This is a genomic window from Flavobacterium gawalongense (genome assembly GCF_007097265.1).
Taxonomy (GTDB): domain Bacteria; phylum Bacteroidota; class Bacteroidia; order Flavobacteriales; family Flavobacteriaceae; genus Flavobacterium; species Flavobacterium gawalongense.
In genome coordinates, this window is sequence record NZ_VJZP01000001.1 from 333,599 (window position 1) to 351,313 (window position 17,715).

The following is a 17,715-nucleotide window of genomic DNA, read 5'->3' on the forward strand; positions in this document are numbered from 1 at the left end:
CTACGAACTCAAAACTTATAACTCATAACTATTTTTGTAATTTAGCCCATAATCGCAAAACTATGATGCTCATTCGATATATAACGCAGATAGGAAGATACTTCTTAATGCTGAAAGAAATTTTCAATAAACAAACTAAATGGTCTGTGATGAGAAATCTAATTTTCAAGGAAATTGACGATTTAATTATTGGTTCTTTGGGTATTGTGGCTTTCATTTCTTTCTTTGTTGGAGGTGTTGTTGCCATTCAAACTGCCTTAAACTTGACCAATCCATTAATCCCAAAATATCTTATTGGTTTTGCAACCAGACAATCGGTAATATTAGAATTCGCACCCACTTTCATCTCGGTGATTATGGCTGGAAAAATGGGTTCTTTTATCACATCAAGTATTGGAACCATGAGAGTGACAGAACAAATTGACGCACTAGAAGTCATGGGCGTTAATTCGTTAAACTATTTAGTTTTTCCAAAAATAATTGCCTTACTATTATATCCATTTGTCATTGGAATCAGTATGTTCCTGGGAGTATTAGGTGGCTGGATGGCTGGTGTTTATGGTGGTTTTACCTCAAGCGCCGAATTTATAAATGGTGCGCAATTGGATTTTATTCCATTTCATATCGTTTATGCTTTTCTAAAAACATTGATTTTCGCGATGTTATTAGCAACCATTCCTTCTTTTCACGGATATTACATGAAGGGCGGTGCACTTGAAGTAGGAAGAGCAAGTACCGTATCATTTGTTTGGACATCGGTTTCAATAATTTCTTTCAATTATATATTAACACAACTGTTATTAGGCTCATGATAGAAGTAAAAAACGTAGAAAAATCATTTGGCGGCATCAAAATTCTTAAAGGTGTTTCGACAGTTTTTGAAACCGGAAAAACAAATTTAATTATTGGACAAAGTGGATCTGGCAAAACCGTTCTGCTAAAAAGTCTTTTAGGCATACATACACCCGAATCTGGAACAATTTCATTTGACGGTAGAATATATTCTGAATTAAGCCCAGAGGAAAAACGAGATTTACGAACTGAAATAGGAATGGTTTTTCAAGGAAGTGCCTTGTTTGATTCCATGACCGTAGCTGAAAACGTAGGTTTCCCGTTAAAAATGTTCACCAAAGACAATAATTCAAAAATTCAGAAACGCGTAGATTTTGTATTAAAAAGAGTTAACCTTACTGACGCACATAAAAAATTACCTTCGGAAATTTCAGGAGGAATGCAAAAACGTGTGGCAATTGCCCGCGCTATCGTAAACAATCCGAAATACCTGTTTTGTGACGAACCCAATTCTGGATTAGACCCAAACACGGCTATATTGATAGATAATCTTATCAAAGAAATTACCGAAGAGTACAATATCACAACCGTAATAAACACGCATGATATGAACTCGGTTATGGAAATTGGGGAGAAAATTTTATTCTTGAAAGATGGTTTAAAAGCTTGGGAAGGAACTAAAGAAGAAATTTTCAGAACCGATAACGAAGCTGTAGTGGACTTTGTCTATTCTTCGAATTTATTCAAAAAAGTACGAGAAGCTTATTTGAAGGAATAAAAATTACGCCAAATTTAACTTGTTTTTAATAACTCTACCTCCGCATTTGGATTAAAAAGATAGGTTTTCCCTGAACTCACTTCAAGGCATTCAAAACGCTTGGTTCTTATGGCTATTTTCTTGAAAATCTTTCCGTTTTGGATTCGAAAAACACTGCCGTAAGGAATTTCGAACACATAATTTTTGTCGTTTTGCTGGTCAAATTGCTTCAATGCCAATGCTAAAGTAGCATCGGTATCGCTACTGGCTGTTGGGTTTTTGAAATGTCTCGCCAACAACGGCAATAAATGATTTGGAAAAATCTCTGGACGAATGTATGGAATCATCAACCTTTGAAATGAATACTTCCACTCGTTTCCATGAGGCTTAATATTCCTTCCAAATTTTTCAAACGCAACCAAATGAGAAATTTCATGAATCAGCGTAATCAGAAACTTGTATTTATTCAGGTTTGAATTTACCGTGATTTCATGCTTCCCATTTAAGCCTTTTCGATAATCACCATGACGCGTTTGTCTTTCATTTACAATCTTAAGATGCACTTGATTGACAACAATAAGTTCAAAAACTGGTTTTACAGCATGTTCTGGAATATATCTTGCTAAGGTTTCGCTCAAAATAGTTATGAGTTAGGAATTATAAGTTATGAGTTTTTCTTTGAGGTTATTATAATACTTCGTATAATTTTCAAAACTTCATTATTCTGTTTGTAAATTGATTCAAATTCTATCTCGGAAATATAATTGGTTTCTTTTAAAAGCTCTAACCAATAAAGAGATTCATTACATTCTTTCTGAGCTATTGACAACTTATGAATAAAATCAGGCTTGCTTTGCGCATTTACCGCTTCACGGACATTTGCTCCAACAGAAGTAACTGAACGCAAAAATTGTTTACTCATAATATATTCGTTCTTTTCAGCGACCAAGTATTTGTAAAAATTCACACCTCTAATTGCCAACTCAAAACTCTTTGTTTTTACAATACTTTCACTCATAATTCATAACTTAAAATTTATAACTCTAAGTTACGGATTCGTAGAAGATACTTGCAACACTTTTCCGTTGAAATATTTATTTCCAGTCAGCGTAAAATTAAAAATATAATCCGCCATTTCACTCGCTGTAATTGGAGCTTGATAGCCTGGAAAAGCTTCAGCTAACATTTCTGTTTGAACCGAACCTAAAGCCAAAACATTAAAAGCAATACCTCTTTCTTTATATTCCTCAGCTAATAATTCTGATAATGTAATAACAGCACCTTTACTGGAACTATAAGCTGCAAGTCCTGCAAATTTCAAACTTCCCTGAATTCCGCCCATAGAACTTATTGTTACTACATGGCTTCCTTTTTGTAAATAAGGCAAACAAATGCGAGTCAAATTAGCAACTCCAAAAACATTGACTTTATAGATATTTTCGAAATCTTCCTGAGTTGTTTCTGAAAATGGTTTCAACAATAAACTTCCTGCATTATGAATGACCGCATCAATTTGTTTCCAAGACTTAGAAAGAAAATCTTGCACTTTCTCTAATTCTGATTCATTAGATAAATCAACCGAAAGGCAAGTGATATTTTCATTCCCTAATAAAGCTTGCGGAATTTTTCTTGAAATGGCTAACACTTGATGTCCAGCCTTGGCAAATTGCAATGCCAACTCATATCCTATCCCTCTACTAGTTCCTGTAATAATAATATTTTTCATGTAGCAAAAATAAACAAAAACACTAAAAAAAGCATCATTTTAGCTGTAGGTATTGTTTCAAATATAAAAATAAGGTTTTCTATAATTATGCTTAATTTTGCCGAAACAAAATACTATTTGAATTCGCAGCAAATGACAGAAAACATACAATTAGAAATAGCAAAACTGCATGATATTGATGGAATTTTGGCATTACAGGAATTGTATCTGGTATCTAATTTATCCGAAGAAGAAAAAGCTTCAGGGTTTGTCACTACGCCGTTTTCAATCCCTCAACTAACCGAAGTCATAGGACAACAAGGCTTGTTTATCGCCAAAGACAATACTAGAATCATCGCTTATATTTTTGCAGGAGGCTGGGATTTTTTCAACCAATGGTCCATATTCAATTATATGACTACATTATTTCCTAATCTTAAATTTTTAGATTTCGATATTACTACAACCAATAGCTTTCAGTATGGACCTATTTGTATTCATAAGGAATATCGAGGAAAAGGATTAATAACACCACTTTTCGAATTTATGAGAATCAATATTGTACAACGATATCCATTGGCTTTGACCTTTATCAATAAAACCAATATTCCATCTACAAAAGCGCATACCGAAAAACTAAAATGGACGATCATCGCTGATTTTCAATTCAACAATAACAATTATTTTATTTTGGCTTATGACATGAATAAACCCGTTATCTAAAACTCACTAATTCATGTGAATTTCGTGTGTTGGAGCATTGGTCATTTGCGTAACCGCAGGTAATAACTCCTGAATAAACGAAGTCATGTGAGATAAATCCATAGCTTTAAATTCATCCGAAACATGATGGTAGAATTCGAAATTTTCAAAATCGAAAGTACTCACAGATTGACAAGGCACATGAAACTCATTGTAAAAAGAATAATTATCTGATCTGTAAAACAATTGGTATTCGGCTTCTTTTGGAAGAAAACCAATCGTATTTTTTCCGGTATATTCATTGATTTTACTCGCCATATTCGATTTATCAAAACCAGTAATATAAGCTAGATAATCTCTTTTCATTGGCACTCCAATCATCTCAATATTGAATTGCGCGTATAAATTAAAGTTTTGTGCTTTCAGCTTTTTAGCTAAATGTTTAGAACCTAACAATCCTTTTTCTTCTCCTGTAAAAAACACGAAAAGAACACTTCTTTTATTGTTTTTAACAGCACTGAAATATTTAGCCATTTCAGCAACTGCAGTTGTTCCTGACGCATCATCATTGGCACCATTATTTATAAAATCTCCATTGACTCCCTTTTTATCAATTCCAATATGATCATAATGCGCACTTAGAATTATAAATTCATTTTTCAAAACAGCGTCAGTACCTTCAACAAAACCTACAATATTGAATGCCGTTTCTTTGAAAGTTGATAACGTATCGCGATACGATTTAAAATAAGGCTTTACATCGTTGTTTTTAAAAAACTGCTCCAAATAATCAGCCGCTTTTACCATTCCTTTTGTTCCGGTTTCCCTACCTTCTAACTCGTCAGAAGTCAAATATTTCAACGTTTCTGCAACATCATTTTCTTTGACTTTATATTCAGCTTCTAATAGTTTTAATCGGGTATCGTTTGTGGCTTGGGCCGTGATAGAAGAAGTTGATAAACATCCGAATAAAACGAATGGAAGAAGTAAAAGTGTATTTTTCATAGTTTATAATTCTTTGGTTAAGGAGTAAATCTTCTTTAAATAGATAGGATCAAAATCTTATTTCTTATAATATTTTTTGTAGACCGCATACATTTGAATTAGAGCTAAAACTACAAAAAATAACGGAATAATTACAGGCAATATATATCTTGAGAAACTAGCCGTGTTTTGGGAAAACAAATTTAGAATAGTTACTAACCCCAGCATTCCAAAAAACGTCCCTACTAAAGTTCCAAAAACGTAATAATATTTAAGTCTTTTTTCGATAGCAATATAATTCCCATTAATCAAATAGAGATTCCAACCTGTCCAAAATGGTAATTGAAGAAAATTGATACCATTCAAAAACATACCAATGAGAAAAGGCGAATACATAATAAATTTTTCTAAATCATTATGATTTTCTACTGTTTGATTCGAATGAGCATAAAAAGAATACCCCAGAAACAGCAAAAAGAAAACAGCAAAAAAATCGATCACTTTCATCAATTTTTTATTGTTTACCAATTGATTTGCAAAAATCAACGTGAAGTAAATGACAAAAAACTCAACCAAAATAACACCCAACAAATAAAAAATCAAACTATTTATACCTAATTCAGAGTAAATTTTGAACCCAATAATATTTAAATATCCCAGTGGAACTGAGCCAATAAAGCTCACTAAGGAACCAACGAGAATATTTTTTACAACTTTCATTTTATTAGAAATTTACAATTTTATTGCTTTGCTCTAAATGCAAGCAATATTCTTTCATACCTGCTTTGTGCGCTAAATATGGACTTCCATTTTTATGATTTACTACACTTATTTCATACATATACGTAATATGGCGGGCGAGTTCTTTCCAAGCAAATAGCAAAGAATGCTTCGGGTCATAAATATGTGTGGGTTCACTTGCAGCTCCATTCAACTCAACAATAGAGAAGTTTTTTCCTTGTTCTAATTCATCCAAAGTAGTATACATAACATCTAATCTTCCGAAATAGAAACCCGGAATTTGCAAACACATTTCATTAATGGTATCGGTTAATTTTGGGGTTATCCAATGGCTTCCGTCAATAAATTTCGCGCCACGGGCATGATTCCCATAAGGCACTAAATTTAGTTTTTCACCTTTTGGGAGAACCTTCAATAATTTCTTGCCGTATTCTTGTTTCAATACTTTAAGTTGCAATTCGTAACGCGGATTTTTCCTGATTAACTGTTCAATAGTTGCAATTCCATCTCCCGAAATAATCAGAAATTCTTTGGAAACTATACCAGTTATTTCACCCTTTTTCTCGTGTGGATAACGCACATAAAAAATTCCAACTTCATTTTCGAAAGGAATTAAATCTTGTACTACATAATCAAAATTTGCCTTTTCTGCATATCTTTTTAAGTCGGCAACAGTATCTATTTTCTTGACTCCCGAACCACGCAAACCAATATCTGGTTTTGCTATCAATGGATATTTTATTCCCGAAAATTCGATTATTTTTAAAATTTCTTCCAGTGAAGTTCCTTCTATTATGAGTTCGGTTTTTGGATAATACCGTTGTGGAATTAAATCGTAGATAGCTTTTTTAGACTCCATCATAAATCCACCATTTTTTATGGTTGGATTAGAAGCGTTGAAGAAAAAAATCGATTTTGCTTTAAGCGAATAAAATGCCCAAAGAAAATAAATTGGAATATAAACAATCTGAAACGGCCAATATTCCCAATGCGTAATCTTATGAAAAAGTAATTTCAATTGAGAAAATTTTAAATAGTGATAAATGAGGTCCTATAATCTTTTTGTGTAATCAAATCGCAATGCAAGATAGCGACTTTATTTTTTTCGATTACAGATTGGGTAATACTCAAGGTTTTCATTTCGTCATTTCGATTGATAACCAATCCGTTTACTTGGTTTTTCTCTTCGGCATAGCGATGAAAATGAAGCATCTCGGCTTCTGAAATTTCTGGATTTGCATCCAAAAAAGTATAAAACCAATCGGAACGTTTTTCCCGAATTGCAACCGGATACAAGGTTGACGAAGACCAAATGTGATTTTTATGAATATCTAAAGAAGTCGCTTCTTTCTGATTACCATTCCATCGCAATTGAAACAGCTCCATATTTTGGAATAAAACCAATGTAAAAGGTTCTATATTTTCCAAATCAATTTCATTCCAAAAGTCCTTTGGTGACACCCTACTAATAATATCCAAAACAATCAAACCCCGACTTTTTCTATAAGGAAGTTCTACTTTGTGTTTTTCGTCAGCTCCATTCAATAAAACCAAAACTGCCCCATTTGCATCGACAACAAACCAAGTTCCTCCAGCTTTTGAATCTTTTGGAAAAATTAGATTTTTTCCGTTAATGGTATAATCTTTAGGTGGTATTGCACTTGGCCTGATTACTTTTTCATCTCGATTTGAGGTAATGATAATTGTATCATTGACATTGACAAAACTTACTGTGCACATTGATTCCTATATTCGATTGTAGAACGTGCGACACCAAAATTTTCATCAACAATGACATTTTCACATTGTAAAATAGCTACTTTTATCAGCGCCTGATGATGAATACAATGCTCCAAATTATAAAGCAACTCTCTATAATAGTTACTTTGAATTCGAATTTCCTCTCCATCAATAATCTGTTGCAACTCAATATTTTTATTCTGTTTTTCTAAATCGTTTTGAATAGTTAAAATATGCTGAATTGCAAAGTTTGCATCGTTCTGGATCAAAACATTACGCTCCCTCTTATCATAATTCACTATCCCTAAATCGTATTGATTTTCAAGACACTGAAACATTTCTATAATATGCCTCGTGTGTTCACCAATACTGGCATTGCTCAATTCAGCACATGAATTTGAGTATTCAGTTTCAGATAATTGATTGAGCAAATTAATCAATTCGTTTAGACTATTATTAATAGAAGGTATCAGCATATCAGAGTTTTAATTTTAACAAATTTGGTATTTTATCTTTATTTAAAAAAATTAAAGTAAGACAACTAAATAAGATTATGTTAGCCAACGCAAATAGCGTTCCACCATCATTTTCTATTTCAATTCCAAGAACAAATAGATGTGAAAAAATAGCACCAACCATTATTCCGCAACCTAATAATGCTCCAAACAATGTAGTTCTGGGTATTAAAATTAGAATTACAGTAATCAATTCTAAAATTCCAGTACCAATTCTTCCATAAGGTTCTACTCCCAAAGCAGTAAAAATATAAATACTTTCCTCGGCGGCAGTAAATTTAAAATATAACGTTTGTGACAAAATTACTGCCACTGTAATACGTAAAACCCAAGATAAAATAGTTGTTTTCATGATTCCAGTTTTATTTGATTATTTTTTTCCAATTACTCTCTGCTTTTGACTTTAAATCAGCTTGGTCTTTATTCCAACTTTTCAATGTATTATTGAAATAAGCATTATAAAATAAATATAATTTTTCGTCAACAATCTTAAAAGTTTGTGGGTTTATCTCCACTTTTTCGCCGGAATCCCCATCGCATAAGCACACCAGCCTCCAAATTGTGGTTCATATTTTAAAGGATTTTTCAAGAAATATTCTCTATTTACTGGTATCGAAAAATTATATGTAATCCCTTCATACGATGCCGTTAATTCTTTTTTCCCCTTCACAGCTTTACCTTGTTTAAAATAAGCGACTGGGTCGTAACCTTGTAAGGCAACTTTACGTTCTAAATTGAAATGAGTTAATCGACTATTTTCGTTTTGTGCAACTGTTGTTAATGAAATAATACTAACGAACATATAGAGAATTTGTTTTTTACGCCACAATTTAAAATTGCTTTTTTGGCATTCATGAATCTTCGATTTCATTGTATTTTAATTTAAAAAGAAACTTCGTTTATTTCTTAAACAAAGATATTTAGAATCAAAAAAGCCATTTGTCAGCTACTTTACAATAGATACGAAATAATTGAAACTACAGTTTTGAGATATCCGAAATAATGATTTCTTTTCGGTTATAAATCAGTGTTCCGTTAGTTTCCATTTCATTGAGTAATTGAGTCGCAGTCTGTCTTGAAGTACAAATAATCTGTGCAATATCGTTTTGTGTCAGATAATTTTCAATCACTACTTTATTCCCTATCCTTTTACCTGCTTTTTCAGCCCAATCTTTTAGAAACTGAAACAATCTGGTTTTGGCATCTTTAGAAATCAAATTAGAATAACTGTTCTTGATCCGTTTCATTTTTAAACCCACAAATTTGGTATAAGAAAGTGCCAAACTTGGATTTCGCAACAATAAATCTTCAAAGTCAGCCATTAGAAAACTACAAATAGCCACGTCATCAGAAAGTACTTTTGCATATTCATTCGTTTGATCATCGGTTTCTAAAGTCAGCTCTCCGAATAAATCCCCTTTTTGAATAATATCTTTTATAGTTTCATTTCCGTCTTCATCAACTGCTACGATTTTAATATTTCCTTTTTTCAGCAGAAAAATTCTTGGCACATCTGAAGAGAAAAAATAAATAATTTCGCCTTTCTGGGCTTTTTTAAAACCGGTAATAATGCACAATTGCTTGATTTGTCCAAAACTCAAAGTCCGAAACAATTTATAATCGCGCAAATACCAATATTTTAAATCTTCGTACATGAAAGTAAATCTTTCAGTAAATATATTAAAAAAACGATTTGAAAAACAAAACCCTTTCCAATCGAAATTGGAAAGGGTTTTAATAGCTATAAAATTTTATTTAAGAAACTAGTGTTCTTGAAATTACTATACGTTGAATTTCAGAAGTTCCCTCATATATTTGAGTAATTTTAGCATCACGCATCATGCGCTCCACATGATACTCGGCTACATAGCCATTTCCACCATGAATTTGAACTGCTTCAATAGTAGTATCCATCGCAGTTTGGGAAGCAAATAACTTGGCCATTGCTCCAGATTGAGAAATATCCATTCCTAAATCTTTTTCAGAAGCGGCTTTAAAACACAACATTCTGGCAGCCATAATTTGAGTTGCCATATCCGCTAATTTAAAAGCGATAGCTTGATGTTTGAAAATTTCTTTTCCAAAAGCTTTACGTTCTTGTGAATATTTTAAGGCCAATTCATAAGCACCAGTGGCAATTCCCAATGCTTGGGAAGCAATTCCTATTCTTCCGCCATTTAGTACACTCATCGCAAAATTGAATCCAAATCCATCTGCTCCGATTCGGTTTTCCTTTGGTACTCTAACATCATTAAACATTAAAGAATGGGTATCCGAACCACGAATTCCCATTTTTTTCTCTTTTGGACCGATATCAAAACCTGCCCAACCTTTTTCAACAATAAAAGCATTAATCCCTTTATGTCCTTTTTCAATATCGGTTTGAGCAATTACAATATATGTTGAAGCTGAAGATCCATTAGTAATCCAGTTTTTGGTTCCATTCAATAAGTAATAATCTCCCTTATCGATTGCAGTCGTTTTTTGCGAAGTTGCATCAGAACCCGCTTCAGGTTCAGACAAACAAAAAGCACCTATTACTTCTCCTTTGGCAAGAGGAACTAAATATTTCATTTTTTGTTCTTCATTACAATACTTTTCTAAACCTGCACAAACTAAAGAGTTATTTACAGACATTACAACTGCAGAAGATGCATCTATTTTTGCAATTTCAGTTATCGCCAAAACATAAGAAATGCTATCCAATCCGGAACCACCATATTTAGGATCCACCATCATTCCTAAAAAACCAAGCTCAGCCATTTTTTTCACCTGCTCCGTTGGAAATTTAGAAAATTCATCTCTTTCTATGACACCTGGCAATAATTCGTTTTGAGCAAAATCTTTAGCTGCTTGCTGAATCATTAACTGCTCTTCGGTTAGATTAAAATCCATAACTATATATCGTTTATTTTATTAAAATTTCAACTCTACAAATAAAAGTAAAATTACTCAATTACAATCCTTAAATTTACAGCTTAAGAAAGTTTTTTATATTTTTTACTTTTTGTTTTAAAATTGATGATTATTTTGAGTTGCACACATTAAATTACTTTTTATTTAAAAAAAGCATCCAAAGATACTTTTTTATTATGAAATTATCAATTTTGATTTATAAATTTATTCAATGAAAGAAGATTACTATAACGTTATCGGAGTAATGTCAGGAACTTCGCTTGATGGAGTCGATTTAGCACATATTCAATTTAGTGTAAAGAACAATAAATGGACTTTCGAAATTCTTGAAAGTGAAACTATAGCCTATAGTTCAAGTTGGATAAAAAGCCTAAAATCTGCGGTAGATTATTCTAAAGAACAACTCGAAAAATTAAATCAGAACTATACGCAACTTCTCGCTTCCATTATTACAGATTTTATCGAAAAACATAAAATCGAAAACCTGGATGCCGTTTGTTCCCATGGACATACTATTTTGCATCAACCACAAAATGGTTTTACACTCCAAATTGGTAATTTACCCGAAATGGCCTCTTTAATTCCCCAAACGGTAGTTTGCGACTTTAGAGTACAGGATGTTCAACTTGGTGGTCAAGGTGCTCCTTTGGTTCCTATTGGCGACCGAATTTTATTTCCTCAATATGATTATTGCATGAATTTAGGCGGTTTTTCGAATGTATCTTTTGAACAAAACAAGCAACGAATTGCATTTGATATTTCACCAGTTAACACCGTTTTGAATTTTTATGCTAATCAATTGGGATTAGATTATGATGATAAAGGTAACATTTCAAGAACTGGAAAAATCGATACTAATTTACTAAATGAGTTAAATGCTTTAGATTTTTATCAAAAGAAATACCCGAAATCATTAGGTTTTGAGTTTGTAAAAGAAATCGTTTTACCTTTAATCGAAAGTTTCGAAATTGCTATTGAAGACAAATTATGCACTTTCACTGAACATGTAGCACAGCAAATCGCTTTGGCTTTGCCAAATAAAAAAGGAAGTCTTTTCATAACTGGTGGCGGCGCTTACAATAATTTTCTTATCGAACGTATTCAGTACTATTTACCGGAAATGAAAATCATAATTCCTTCAACTAAAATTCTGGAATTCAAAGAAGCGTTGATTTTTGCGTTGCTTGGTGTATTAAAATTGCGAGGAGAAATCAATGTTTTGAGCAGTGTTACGGGTTCTGAAATGGATCATAGCTCTGGAAATATTTATTACTCAAAATAATATTAAAAATACATAATTCGCATTATTCTATTTTTTATATTTGTCAAAATTAAACATATCGCAACAAATGAAAGATTTATTAAAGAAATTCGAAAATAAAGAACCTGAGATAGTTTTCCATTGGAAAGATGCCGAAACAGAAGCCGAAGGTTGGACTGTAATTAATTCTCTTCGTGGTGGTGCTGCTGGCGGTGGAACTCGTATGAGAAAAGGGTTAGATATGAATGAAGTTTTATCTTTGGCAAAAACAATGGAAGTGAAATTTTCAGTTTCAGGACCTGCTATCGGCGGTGCTAAATCCGGAATTAATTTTGACCCAAATGATCCAAGAAAAAAAGGTGTTTTGCAACGTTGGTACAAAGCAGTTTCTCCTTTATTGAAAAGTTATTACGGAACTGGTGGTGATTTGAATGTGGATGAAATTCATGAAGTGATTCCAATGACTGAAGAATGTGGAGTTTGGCATCCGCAAGAAGGTGTTTTTAATGGGCATTTCAAACCTACCGAAGCTGATAAAATCAATAGAATCGGTCAATTGCGTCAAGGTGTGGTTAAAGTGATTGAAAATCCGAAATTCTCTCCAGACGTTTCTCGAAAATATACAATTGCAGATATGATTACTGGTTTTGGCGTTGCTGAAGCAGTTCGTAGTTATTATACTATTTATGGTGGAGATGTAAAAGGCAAGAAAGCTATTGTCCAAGGTTTTGGGAATGTAGGTTCAGCTGCAGCATTTTATCTGGCTGAAATGGGAGCAAAAATCATCGGTATTATTGACAGAGATGGCGGATTGATAAATGAAGAAGGTTTTACTTTCGAAGAAATAAAAGCATTATTCCTTGCTAAAGACGGAAACAAACTGGTTGCCGAAAACATGATTCCTTTCGAAGAAATCAATCAAAAAATCTGGACAATCGGTGCTGAAATATTCACTCCTTGCGCAGCTTCCAGATTAGTGACTCAGTCTCAAATTGACAGCTTGATTGCTAATGGTCTCGAAGTAATTTCGTGTGGTGCCAATGTTCCTTTTGCCGACTCCGCCATATTTTTTGGTCCAATTATGGAAGATGTGGATCATAAAGTGAGTTTAATTCCAGATTTTATTTCTAATTGTGGAATGGCTCGCGTTTTTGCTTATTTCATGGAAAAGAAAGTACAAATGACGGATGAAGCTATCTTTCAGGATACATCGGAAACCATTAAAAAGGCAATTGAAAAAGCACACAATCTGAATCCAAGCAAAACAAATATTAGTGCTACTGCTTTTGAAATTGCATTGAAACAGCTTACTTAAAAAAATAGTATTCTTACCATTTATCGGAACTGGGATTAAGCAGATTTTATTAAATCTATTTAATCCCTTTTCTTATTTTCAATTTTAAATAAAAGCAATCTTAATTAACCCGTTGGGTGCAATTATTCAGAACGTCAGTTCGTCCCGACGCTTCGGGATTTTGTGGAGTAAAACGGAACAAAAAATGTATCGAGAACCGTTTTTAATACTAATTTTCTAGTTCTCGATATAATTTTCTTCCCGAGGCTTCGGGAGAAAATCACTCGAACTGACGAAAATTATCATCAAAAACTAATTACACCCAGCGGGTTTATTTATATTCTCTCCCTAGCTTTTTACTCTTGACAATTTTTAGTACTTTTCAACGTTTTTTAGTAATACACTTTTTTAAATTTAAAATACAAATGAGTTCCACCATTTCATCAGACCAAAAGAAATCTTTAGCCATATCCATTCTTTTGTATGCGACAATGTTGTTAATTTTATTTTTCATCCGATTTTGGCCTCCATCAAACATGGCTGAACTTGCCGGCGGAGGAGGTGGCGGAGGTGTTACCGTGAATTTCGGAGACAGCGATTTAGGTTCCGGGGCAAATTATAAAAGTGAAGTTCTGGAAGTAAAAAACCAAACTAAACAAACGCCAACAAAAACGACTCCAGACGAAGCTATTTTATCTCAGGAAAACAGCAATGAAGAAAGCGTTGTCATTCCGCAAAAAGAAAAAACTAAAAAACCTATTACTGTTGTAAAAGAGGAACCAAAACCAGTGGTTGTAAAACCTAAAGTTTCCAATAATACAAATGATGCGTTATCCAGTATTCTAAAAGGTTCTAATAAAGGCGGTGATGGTGATGACAAAGCAACCGGAAATAAAGGAAAATCAAACGGAAGTTTAAGCTCTAATGGCTACTATGGAACTGGAGGTTCCGGTGGCGGAACAGGCGGCGGAAATGGCACTGGAACCGGAATAGGAACTGGAAGTGGATACGGCTCTGGCAGCGGTGGAGGAACCGGAAGCGGATCTGGCGGTGGAGTTGGATATTCCTTAGGAAACAGGAAAGCAATTTCTAAACCCGCACCAAAATACACTTGTAATGAGCAAGGAAAAGTTGTGGTAGAAGTATCCGTAGATAGAAATGGAAGAACAATAAATGCCGTTGCCGGTATAAAAGGGACAACTAATACAGCAAAATGTTTATTAGACCAAGCCAGAATCGCAGCGATGAATACTAAATGGGATGCCAGTGGCGATGCTCCAGAAAAACAAGTGGGCAAGATTGTTTATAATTTCAATTTGAATTAAAGCTATAACACGAATTGACAGGAATGAAACACCCCTTAAACTTGTCATTCCGACGAAGGAGGAATCACATTTGTTGCTCTCGCTATGTGATTTCTCCTTCGTCGGAATGACAAAAAATTTCTTATCGATTTAGTGGTTTAGGAATTTGCGTGAGGGATATGAGCAAGTACCAAAGTACTGCGGTTAGCCCGACCGCAATAGAAAAAGGGGCTAATCAACACAAAACTGATTAGCCCCTTTTTCTATTGTGGTCACGCCCAAAAATGCGATTGCTTCGTAAAAACTCGCAATGACACTTACTTTGGACTCGTGGCAATCACAAACTTCAGATTATTCTTTACCCCAATTTGCAATACGTCAACTAAGTCTTGTACTTGTAAATTGAATGGGATTCTCACAATAACCGTCTGGTCTTTCTCTGTGTTCATTTTAGACATTAAAGTTGTTTCCAATTCTTCAAATGAAACAGCTTGCTTATCAATATAGAATTTCTTGTCCTCGGTAACGGACAAACTTATGTATTGCTTGTTTGTTTTTTCATTGGACTTAGCTTTTGGCAAAGTCATTTTTATAACATTGGGATTAGCCAAAGTGGATATAATTAGAAAAAACAACAACAAGAAAAACATAATGTCACTTAATGAGGAAGTCGCTACCTCGGCATGAAATCTTCTTTTTCGTTTTATAGACATATATTAAGATCTTTGAATAATATTCACAAACTCCAGTATCTGTTTTTGAATTTTTAAAGCAAAATTATCAATCTTACCGTTTAATAAATGATATCCACTATAAGCAATAATACCAACTATTAATCCAGCTCCACTACTGATCATTTTCTCGTATAATCCTCCGGAAATATTACCAATACTGATATTTTCAGTAACTGAGATACTATAAAATATTTTAATTACACCTGAAATAGTTCCAATAAACCCTAACGTAGGTGCAATTCCGGCAATAAGTCCCAAATGGCCTAAATGCTTTTCCATTTCTCCTATTTCGATATCTGCAGCGCGATCCATATTGGATTCAATCTCAATAATTGGTCTCCCAATAACAAGAATACCTTCTTTTACAATATTTCCTGAAGCTGTATTATTTCTTTCCGCAATAGATCGAGCCAAATCGAGATTCCCTGAATTTAGATTATCACGTACATCTCTCATCAAAAGATTATCGATTTTTGATGCTTTACTGATATACAAGTAGCGCTCTATAATCAAATAAAAAGTGTAAAATAATAGAATTCCAATTGGGATTAGCCACACACCACCTTTTAAAAGAAATCCTAAAGTAGATATTTCAGTGTTTGGGGCAATTTTTTCGATAACTACGTTTGATGCAGCGTTGGTAATGGTGTCGGCCTGTAATTGTATAAAACTAAACATATAATATTATTGTATTTTAATCATTAATTCTAAAAATTATTTCAATTTTGCAATAAAGATACTTTTCGATGTACTATTAAACTAAAAAAATCGAAAAATATTTTAAACAACTCTATTTTATTACAAAAATGAACTATCAGGAAACTATAAATTGGATGTTTAACCAACTCCCGATGTACCAACTTCAGGGCGCTTCCGCCTACAAAAAAGATTTAACCAATACCCATTTGCTTATCGATCATCTTGATAATCCCCAGGATAAAATAAAATGCATTCATGTAGCAGGAACAAACGGAAAAGGCTCCACTTCTCACATGCTGGCTTCCATACTTCAGGAAGCGGGTTATAAAGTTGGACTATACACTTCTCCACATTTAAAAGATTTTCGGGAACGCATCAAAATTAATGGAATTGAAATTTCTGAAGAATTTGTTACTGATTTCATCAATACACATAAAACTTTTTTCGAGGCAAATGACATGAGTTTTTTCGAAATGACCGTTGGATTGGCTTTTGATTATTTTGCAAAAGAAAAAGTGGACATAGCCATTATTGAAGTTGGAATGGGCGGACGACTAGACGCTACTAATGTTATTACACCGCTCGTTTCCGTAATTACGAATATTGGATTGGATCATATCCAATTTCTAGGAAACACACTGGAATCCGTCGCTTTTGAAAAAGCTGGAATCATAAAGTCTAACGTTCCCGTAGTAATTGGAGAATATACCCCTGAAACGCAGCCCGTTTTTTTGGCTAAAGCCAAAGAATGCAACTCCGAAATCTATTTTGCTTCTGATTTAATTTCAGAAACATATCCTTCCGATTTAATTGGCGATTATCAGTTGCATAATAAGAAAACCGTTTTGCAAACCATTGCAGTATTAAATGCCCAGAAAGAATTTAAAATCACTCCTAAAAATAGTAAATCCGGTTTATTACAGGTTGTTAAAAACACCGGACTTCAAGGAAGGTGGCAACAATTAAGTGAATCCCCAAAAGTCATTTGCGACACAGCACATAACAAAAACGGCCTAGAAATTGTTTTGAATCAAATACAAAAAGAAACTTTCGAAAAATTACATATTGTACTAGGAGTTGTGAATGACAAAGATCTAGATGAAGTTTTACCTTTATTTCCAAAGAATGCAATTTATTATTTCTGTAAACCGAACATCCCGCGTGGTTTAGACTCCTCAATTTTACAAGAAAAAGCAAAAAAATACAATCTCAAAGGAGACATATATCACTCTGTAGCAGAATCTTATCACGCCGCTAAGAATAATGCTACAAAAAATGATTTTATTTTTATTGGCGGTAGCACCTTCGTAGTAGCCGAATTACCTTTAAATGAAGGGATTTAAATTTTGCCAACAATTATTGTCTAAAATAAATTACTTATTTCAATAACTACTTGATTCATAATTTGTTAAATTTATGTGACTATTATTTTTATTAATCACTTAATTCTTAAACTATTATAAAAAAGAAAGACAATTTAGCATTAAGAATGTTTTGAGGTCGGTATCTAACCACATATTATTTCTCTATGGCAAATATTATCTGCCTTTACCATCCTTTTGATTAAATTG

General features: G+C 33.3%; 21 protein-coding genes. 7 read left to right on the forward strand and 14 right to left on the reverse strand.

Translation table 11 applies throughout. The features are described 5' to 3' along the window. Positions 1-62 precede the first annotated feature (62 nt). Together FNW38_RS01580 and FNW38_RS01585 are read left to right on the forward strand one after the other, a co-directional pair. A complete protein-coding gene (locus FNW38_RS01580; protein ID WP_143387675.1) occupies positions 63-812 on the forward strand; it encodes an MlaE family ABC transporter permease in 750 nt (249 codons plus the stop codon). Next, positions 809-1,570 carry an ABC transporter ATP-binding protein gene (locus FNW38_RS01585; RefSeq protein ID WP_143387677.1) on the forward strand — a complete coding sequence of 254 codons (762 nt, stop codon included), beginning with the start codon at positions 809-811 and terminating at the stop codon, positions 1,568-1,570. Before FNW38_RS01580 ends, FNW38_RS01585 begins: the two co-directional genes overlap by 4 nt. A 14-nt stretch (positions 1,571-1,584) precedes the next feature. On the opposite strand, the gene FNW38_RS01590 is transcribed toward FNW38_RS01585, so the two are convergent. Genes FNW38_RS01590 through FNW38_RS01600 form a run of 3 tightly spaced genes read right to left on the reverse strand, consistent with a single transcriptional unit; the run spans position 1,585 to position 3,275 of the window. After that, positions 1,585-2,187, reverse strand: a complete 603-nt coding sequence (locus tag FNW38_RS01590; protein ID WP_143387679.1) for a SprT-like domain-containing protein — start codon at positions 2,185-2,187, stop codon at positions 1,585-1,587. 26 nt (positions 2,188-2,213) lie between these two features. After that, on the reverse strand, positions 2,214-2,567 hold the full coding sequence (locus FNW38_RS01595; protein WP_143387680.1) for a four helix bundle protein: 354 nt from the start codon (positions 2,565-2,567) through the stop codon (positions 2,214-2,216). Positions 2,568-2,597: 30 nt separating this feature from the next. After that, a complete protein-coding gene (locus FNW38_RS01600; protein WP_143387682.1) occupies positions 2,598-3,275 on the reverse strand; it encodes an SDR family NAD(P)-dependent oxidoreductase in 678 nt (225 codons plus the stop codon). Positions 3,276-3,407: 132 nt separating this feature from the next. Here FNW38_RS01600 and FNW38_RS01605 point away from each other — a divergent pair, with 132 nt between their 5' ends. Beyond that, positions 3,408-3,977 (forward strand): GNAT family acetyltransferase, encoded by a 570-nt coding sequence (locus FNW38_RS01605; protein ID WP_143387683.1) that lies wholly within the window; start codon positions 3,408-3,410, stop codon positions 3,975-3,977. Between the two features lie 6 nt (positions 3,978-3,983). Here the strand turns inward: FNW38_RS01605 and FNW38_RS01610 are convergent, their stop codons facing one another. From FNW38_RS01610 to FNW38_RS01650, 9 genes are all read right to left on the reverse strand, one after another. Further along, positions 3,984-4,961 carry a M28 family peptidase gene (locus FNW38_RS01610; protein WP_143387684.1) on the reverse strand — a complete coding sequence of 326 codons (978 nt, stop codon included), beginning with the start codon at positions 4,959-4,961 and terminating at the stop codon, positions 3,984-3,986. A 57-nt stretch (positions 4,962-5,018) separates the two neighbouring features. After that, complete coding sequence (locus FNW38_RS01615; RefSeq protein ID WP_143387687.1) at positions 5,019-5,660, reverse strand: hypothetical protein; 642 nt, start codon at positions 5,658-5,660, stop codon at positions 5,019-5,021. Positions 5,661-5,664: 4 nt separating this feature from the next. After that, positions 5,665-6,699: an ATP-grasp domain-containing protein gene (locus FNW38_RS01620; RefSeq protein WP_143387688.1), complete on the reverse strand. Its 1,035-nt coding sequence runs from the start codon at positions 6,697-6,699 to the stop codon at positions 5,665-5,667. Positions 6,700-6,710: 11 nt separating this feature from the next. Beyond that, on the reverse strand, positions 6,711-7,421 hold the full coding sequence (locus FNW38_RS01625; protein WP_143387690.1) for an NRDE family protein: 711 nt from the start codon (positions 7,419-7,421) through the stop codon (positions 6,711-6,713). Beyond that, entirely contained in the window at positions 7,409-7,897 is a 489-nt protein-coding gene (locus tag FNW38_RS01630; RefSeq protein WP_143387691.1) for a DinB family protein, read from the reverse strand. Before FNW38_RS01630 ends, FNW38_RS01625 begins: the two co-directional genes overlap by 13 nt. 1 nt (position 7,898) lies before the next feature. After that, positions 7,899-8,288 carry a DoxX family protein gene (locus FNW38_RS01635; protein WP_143387693.1) on the reverse strand — a complete coding sequence of 130 codons (390 nt, stop codon included), beginning with the start codon at positions 8,286-8,288 and terminating at the stop codon, positions 7,899-7,901. Between the two features lie 153 nt (positions 8,289-8,441). Further along, positions 8,442-8,807 (reverse strand): YHS domain-containing (seleno)protein, encoded by a 366-nt coding sequence (locus tag FNW38_RS01640; protein ID WP_235891375.1) that lies wholly within the window; start codon positions 8,805-8,807, stop codon positions 8,442-8,444. Positions 8,808-8,913: 106 nt separating this feature from the next. Beyond that, positions 8,914-9,591 carry a Crp/Fnr family transcriptional regulator gene (locus FNW38_RS01645; protein ID WP_143387695.1) on the reverse strand — a complete coding sequence of 226 codons (678 nt, stop codon included), beginning with the start codon at positions 9,589-9,591 and terminating at the stop codon, positions 8,914-8,916. A 100-nt stretch (positions 9,592-9,691) separates the two neighbouring features. Next, complete coding sequence (locus tag FNW38_RS01650; protein WP_143387696.1) at positions 9,692-10,831, reverse strand: acyl-CoA dehydrogenase family protein; 1,140 nt, start codon at positions 10,829-10,831, stop codon at positions 9,692-9,694. A 232-nt stretch (positions 10,832-11,063) separates the two neighbouring features. Between FNW38_RS01650 and FNW38_RS01655 the strand changes: the two genes are divergently transcribed. From FNW38_RS01655 to FNW38_RS01665, 3 genes are all read left to right on the forward strand, one after another. Continuing rightward, positions 11,064-12,134, forward strand: a complete 1,071-nt coding sequence (locus FNW38_RS01655; protein ID WP_143387698.1) for an anhydro-N-acetylmuramic acid kinase — start codon at positions 11,064-11,066, stop codon at positions 12,132-12,134. A gap of 67 nt (positions 12,135-12,201) precedes the next feature. Then, on the forward strand, positions 12,202-13,428 hold the full coding sequence (locus FNW38_RS01660; RefSeq protein WP_143387700.1) for a Glu/Leu/Phe/Val dehydrogenase dimerization domain-containing protein: 1,227 nt from the start codon (positions 12,202-12,204) through the stop codon (positions 13,426-13,428). A gap of 404 nt (positions 13,429-13,832) precedes the next feature. Then, positions 13,833-14,732: an energy transducer TonB gene (locus tag FNW38_RS01665; protein ID WP_143387702.1), complete on the forward strand. Its 900-nt coding sequence runs from the start codon at positions 13,833-13,835 to the stop codon at positions 14,730-14,732. A 296-nt stretch (positions 14,733-15,028) separates the two neighbouring features. Here the strand turns inward: FNW38_RS01665 and FNW38_RS01670 are convergent, their stop codons facing one another. Together FNW38_RS01670 and FNW38_RS01675 are read right to left on the reverse strand one after the other, a co-directional pair. Then, on the reverse strand, positions 15,029-15,424 hold the full coding sequence (locus FNW38_RS01670) for an ExbD/TolR family protein (RefSeq protein WP_143387704.1): 396 nt from the start codon (positions 15,422-15,424) through the stop codon (positions 15,029-15,031). Positions 15,425-15,427: 3 nt separating this feature from the next. Next, positions 15,428-16,123: a MotA/TolQ/ExbB proton channel family protein gene (locus FNW38_RS01675; RefSeq protein ID WP_143387705.1), complete on the reverse strand. Its 696-nt coding sequence runs from the start codon at positions 16,121-16,123 to the stop codon at positions 15,428-15,430. Between the two features lie 128 nt (positions 16,124-16,251). Here FNW38_RS01675 and FNW38_RS01680 point away from each other — a divergent pair, with 128 nt between their 5' ends. Beyond that, positions 16,252-17,487: a bifunctional folylpolyglutamate synthase/dihydrofolate synthase gene (locus tag FNW38_RS01680; RefSeq protein WP_143387707.1), complete on the forward strand. Its 1,236-nt coding sequence runs from the start codon at positions 16,252-16,254 to the stop codon at positions 17,485-17,487. Positions 17,488-17,715 lie beyond the last annotated feature (228 nt).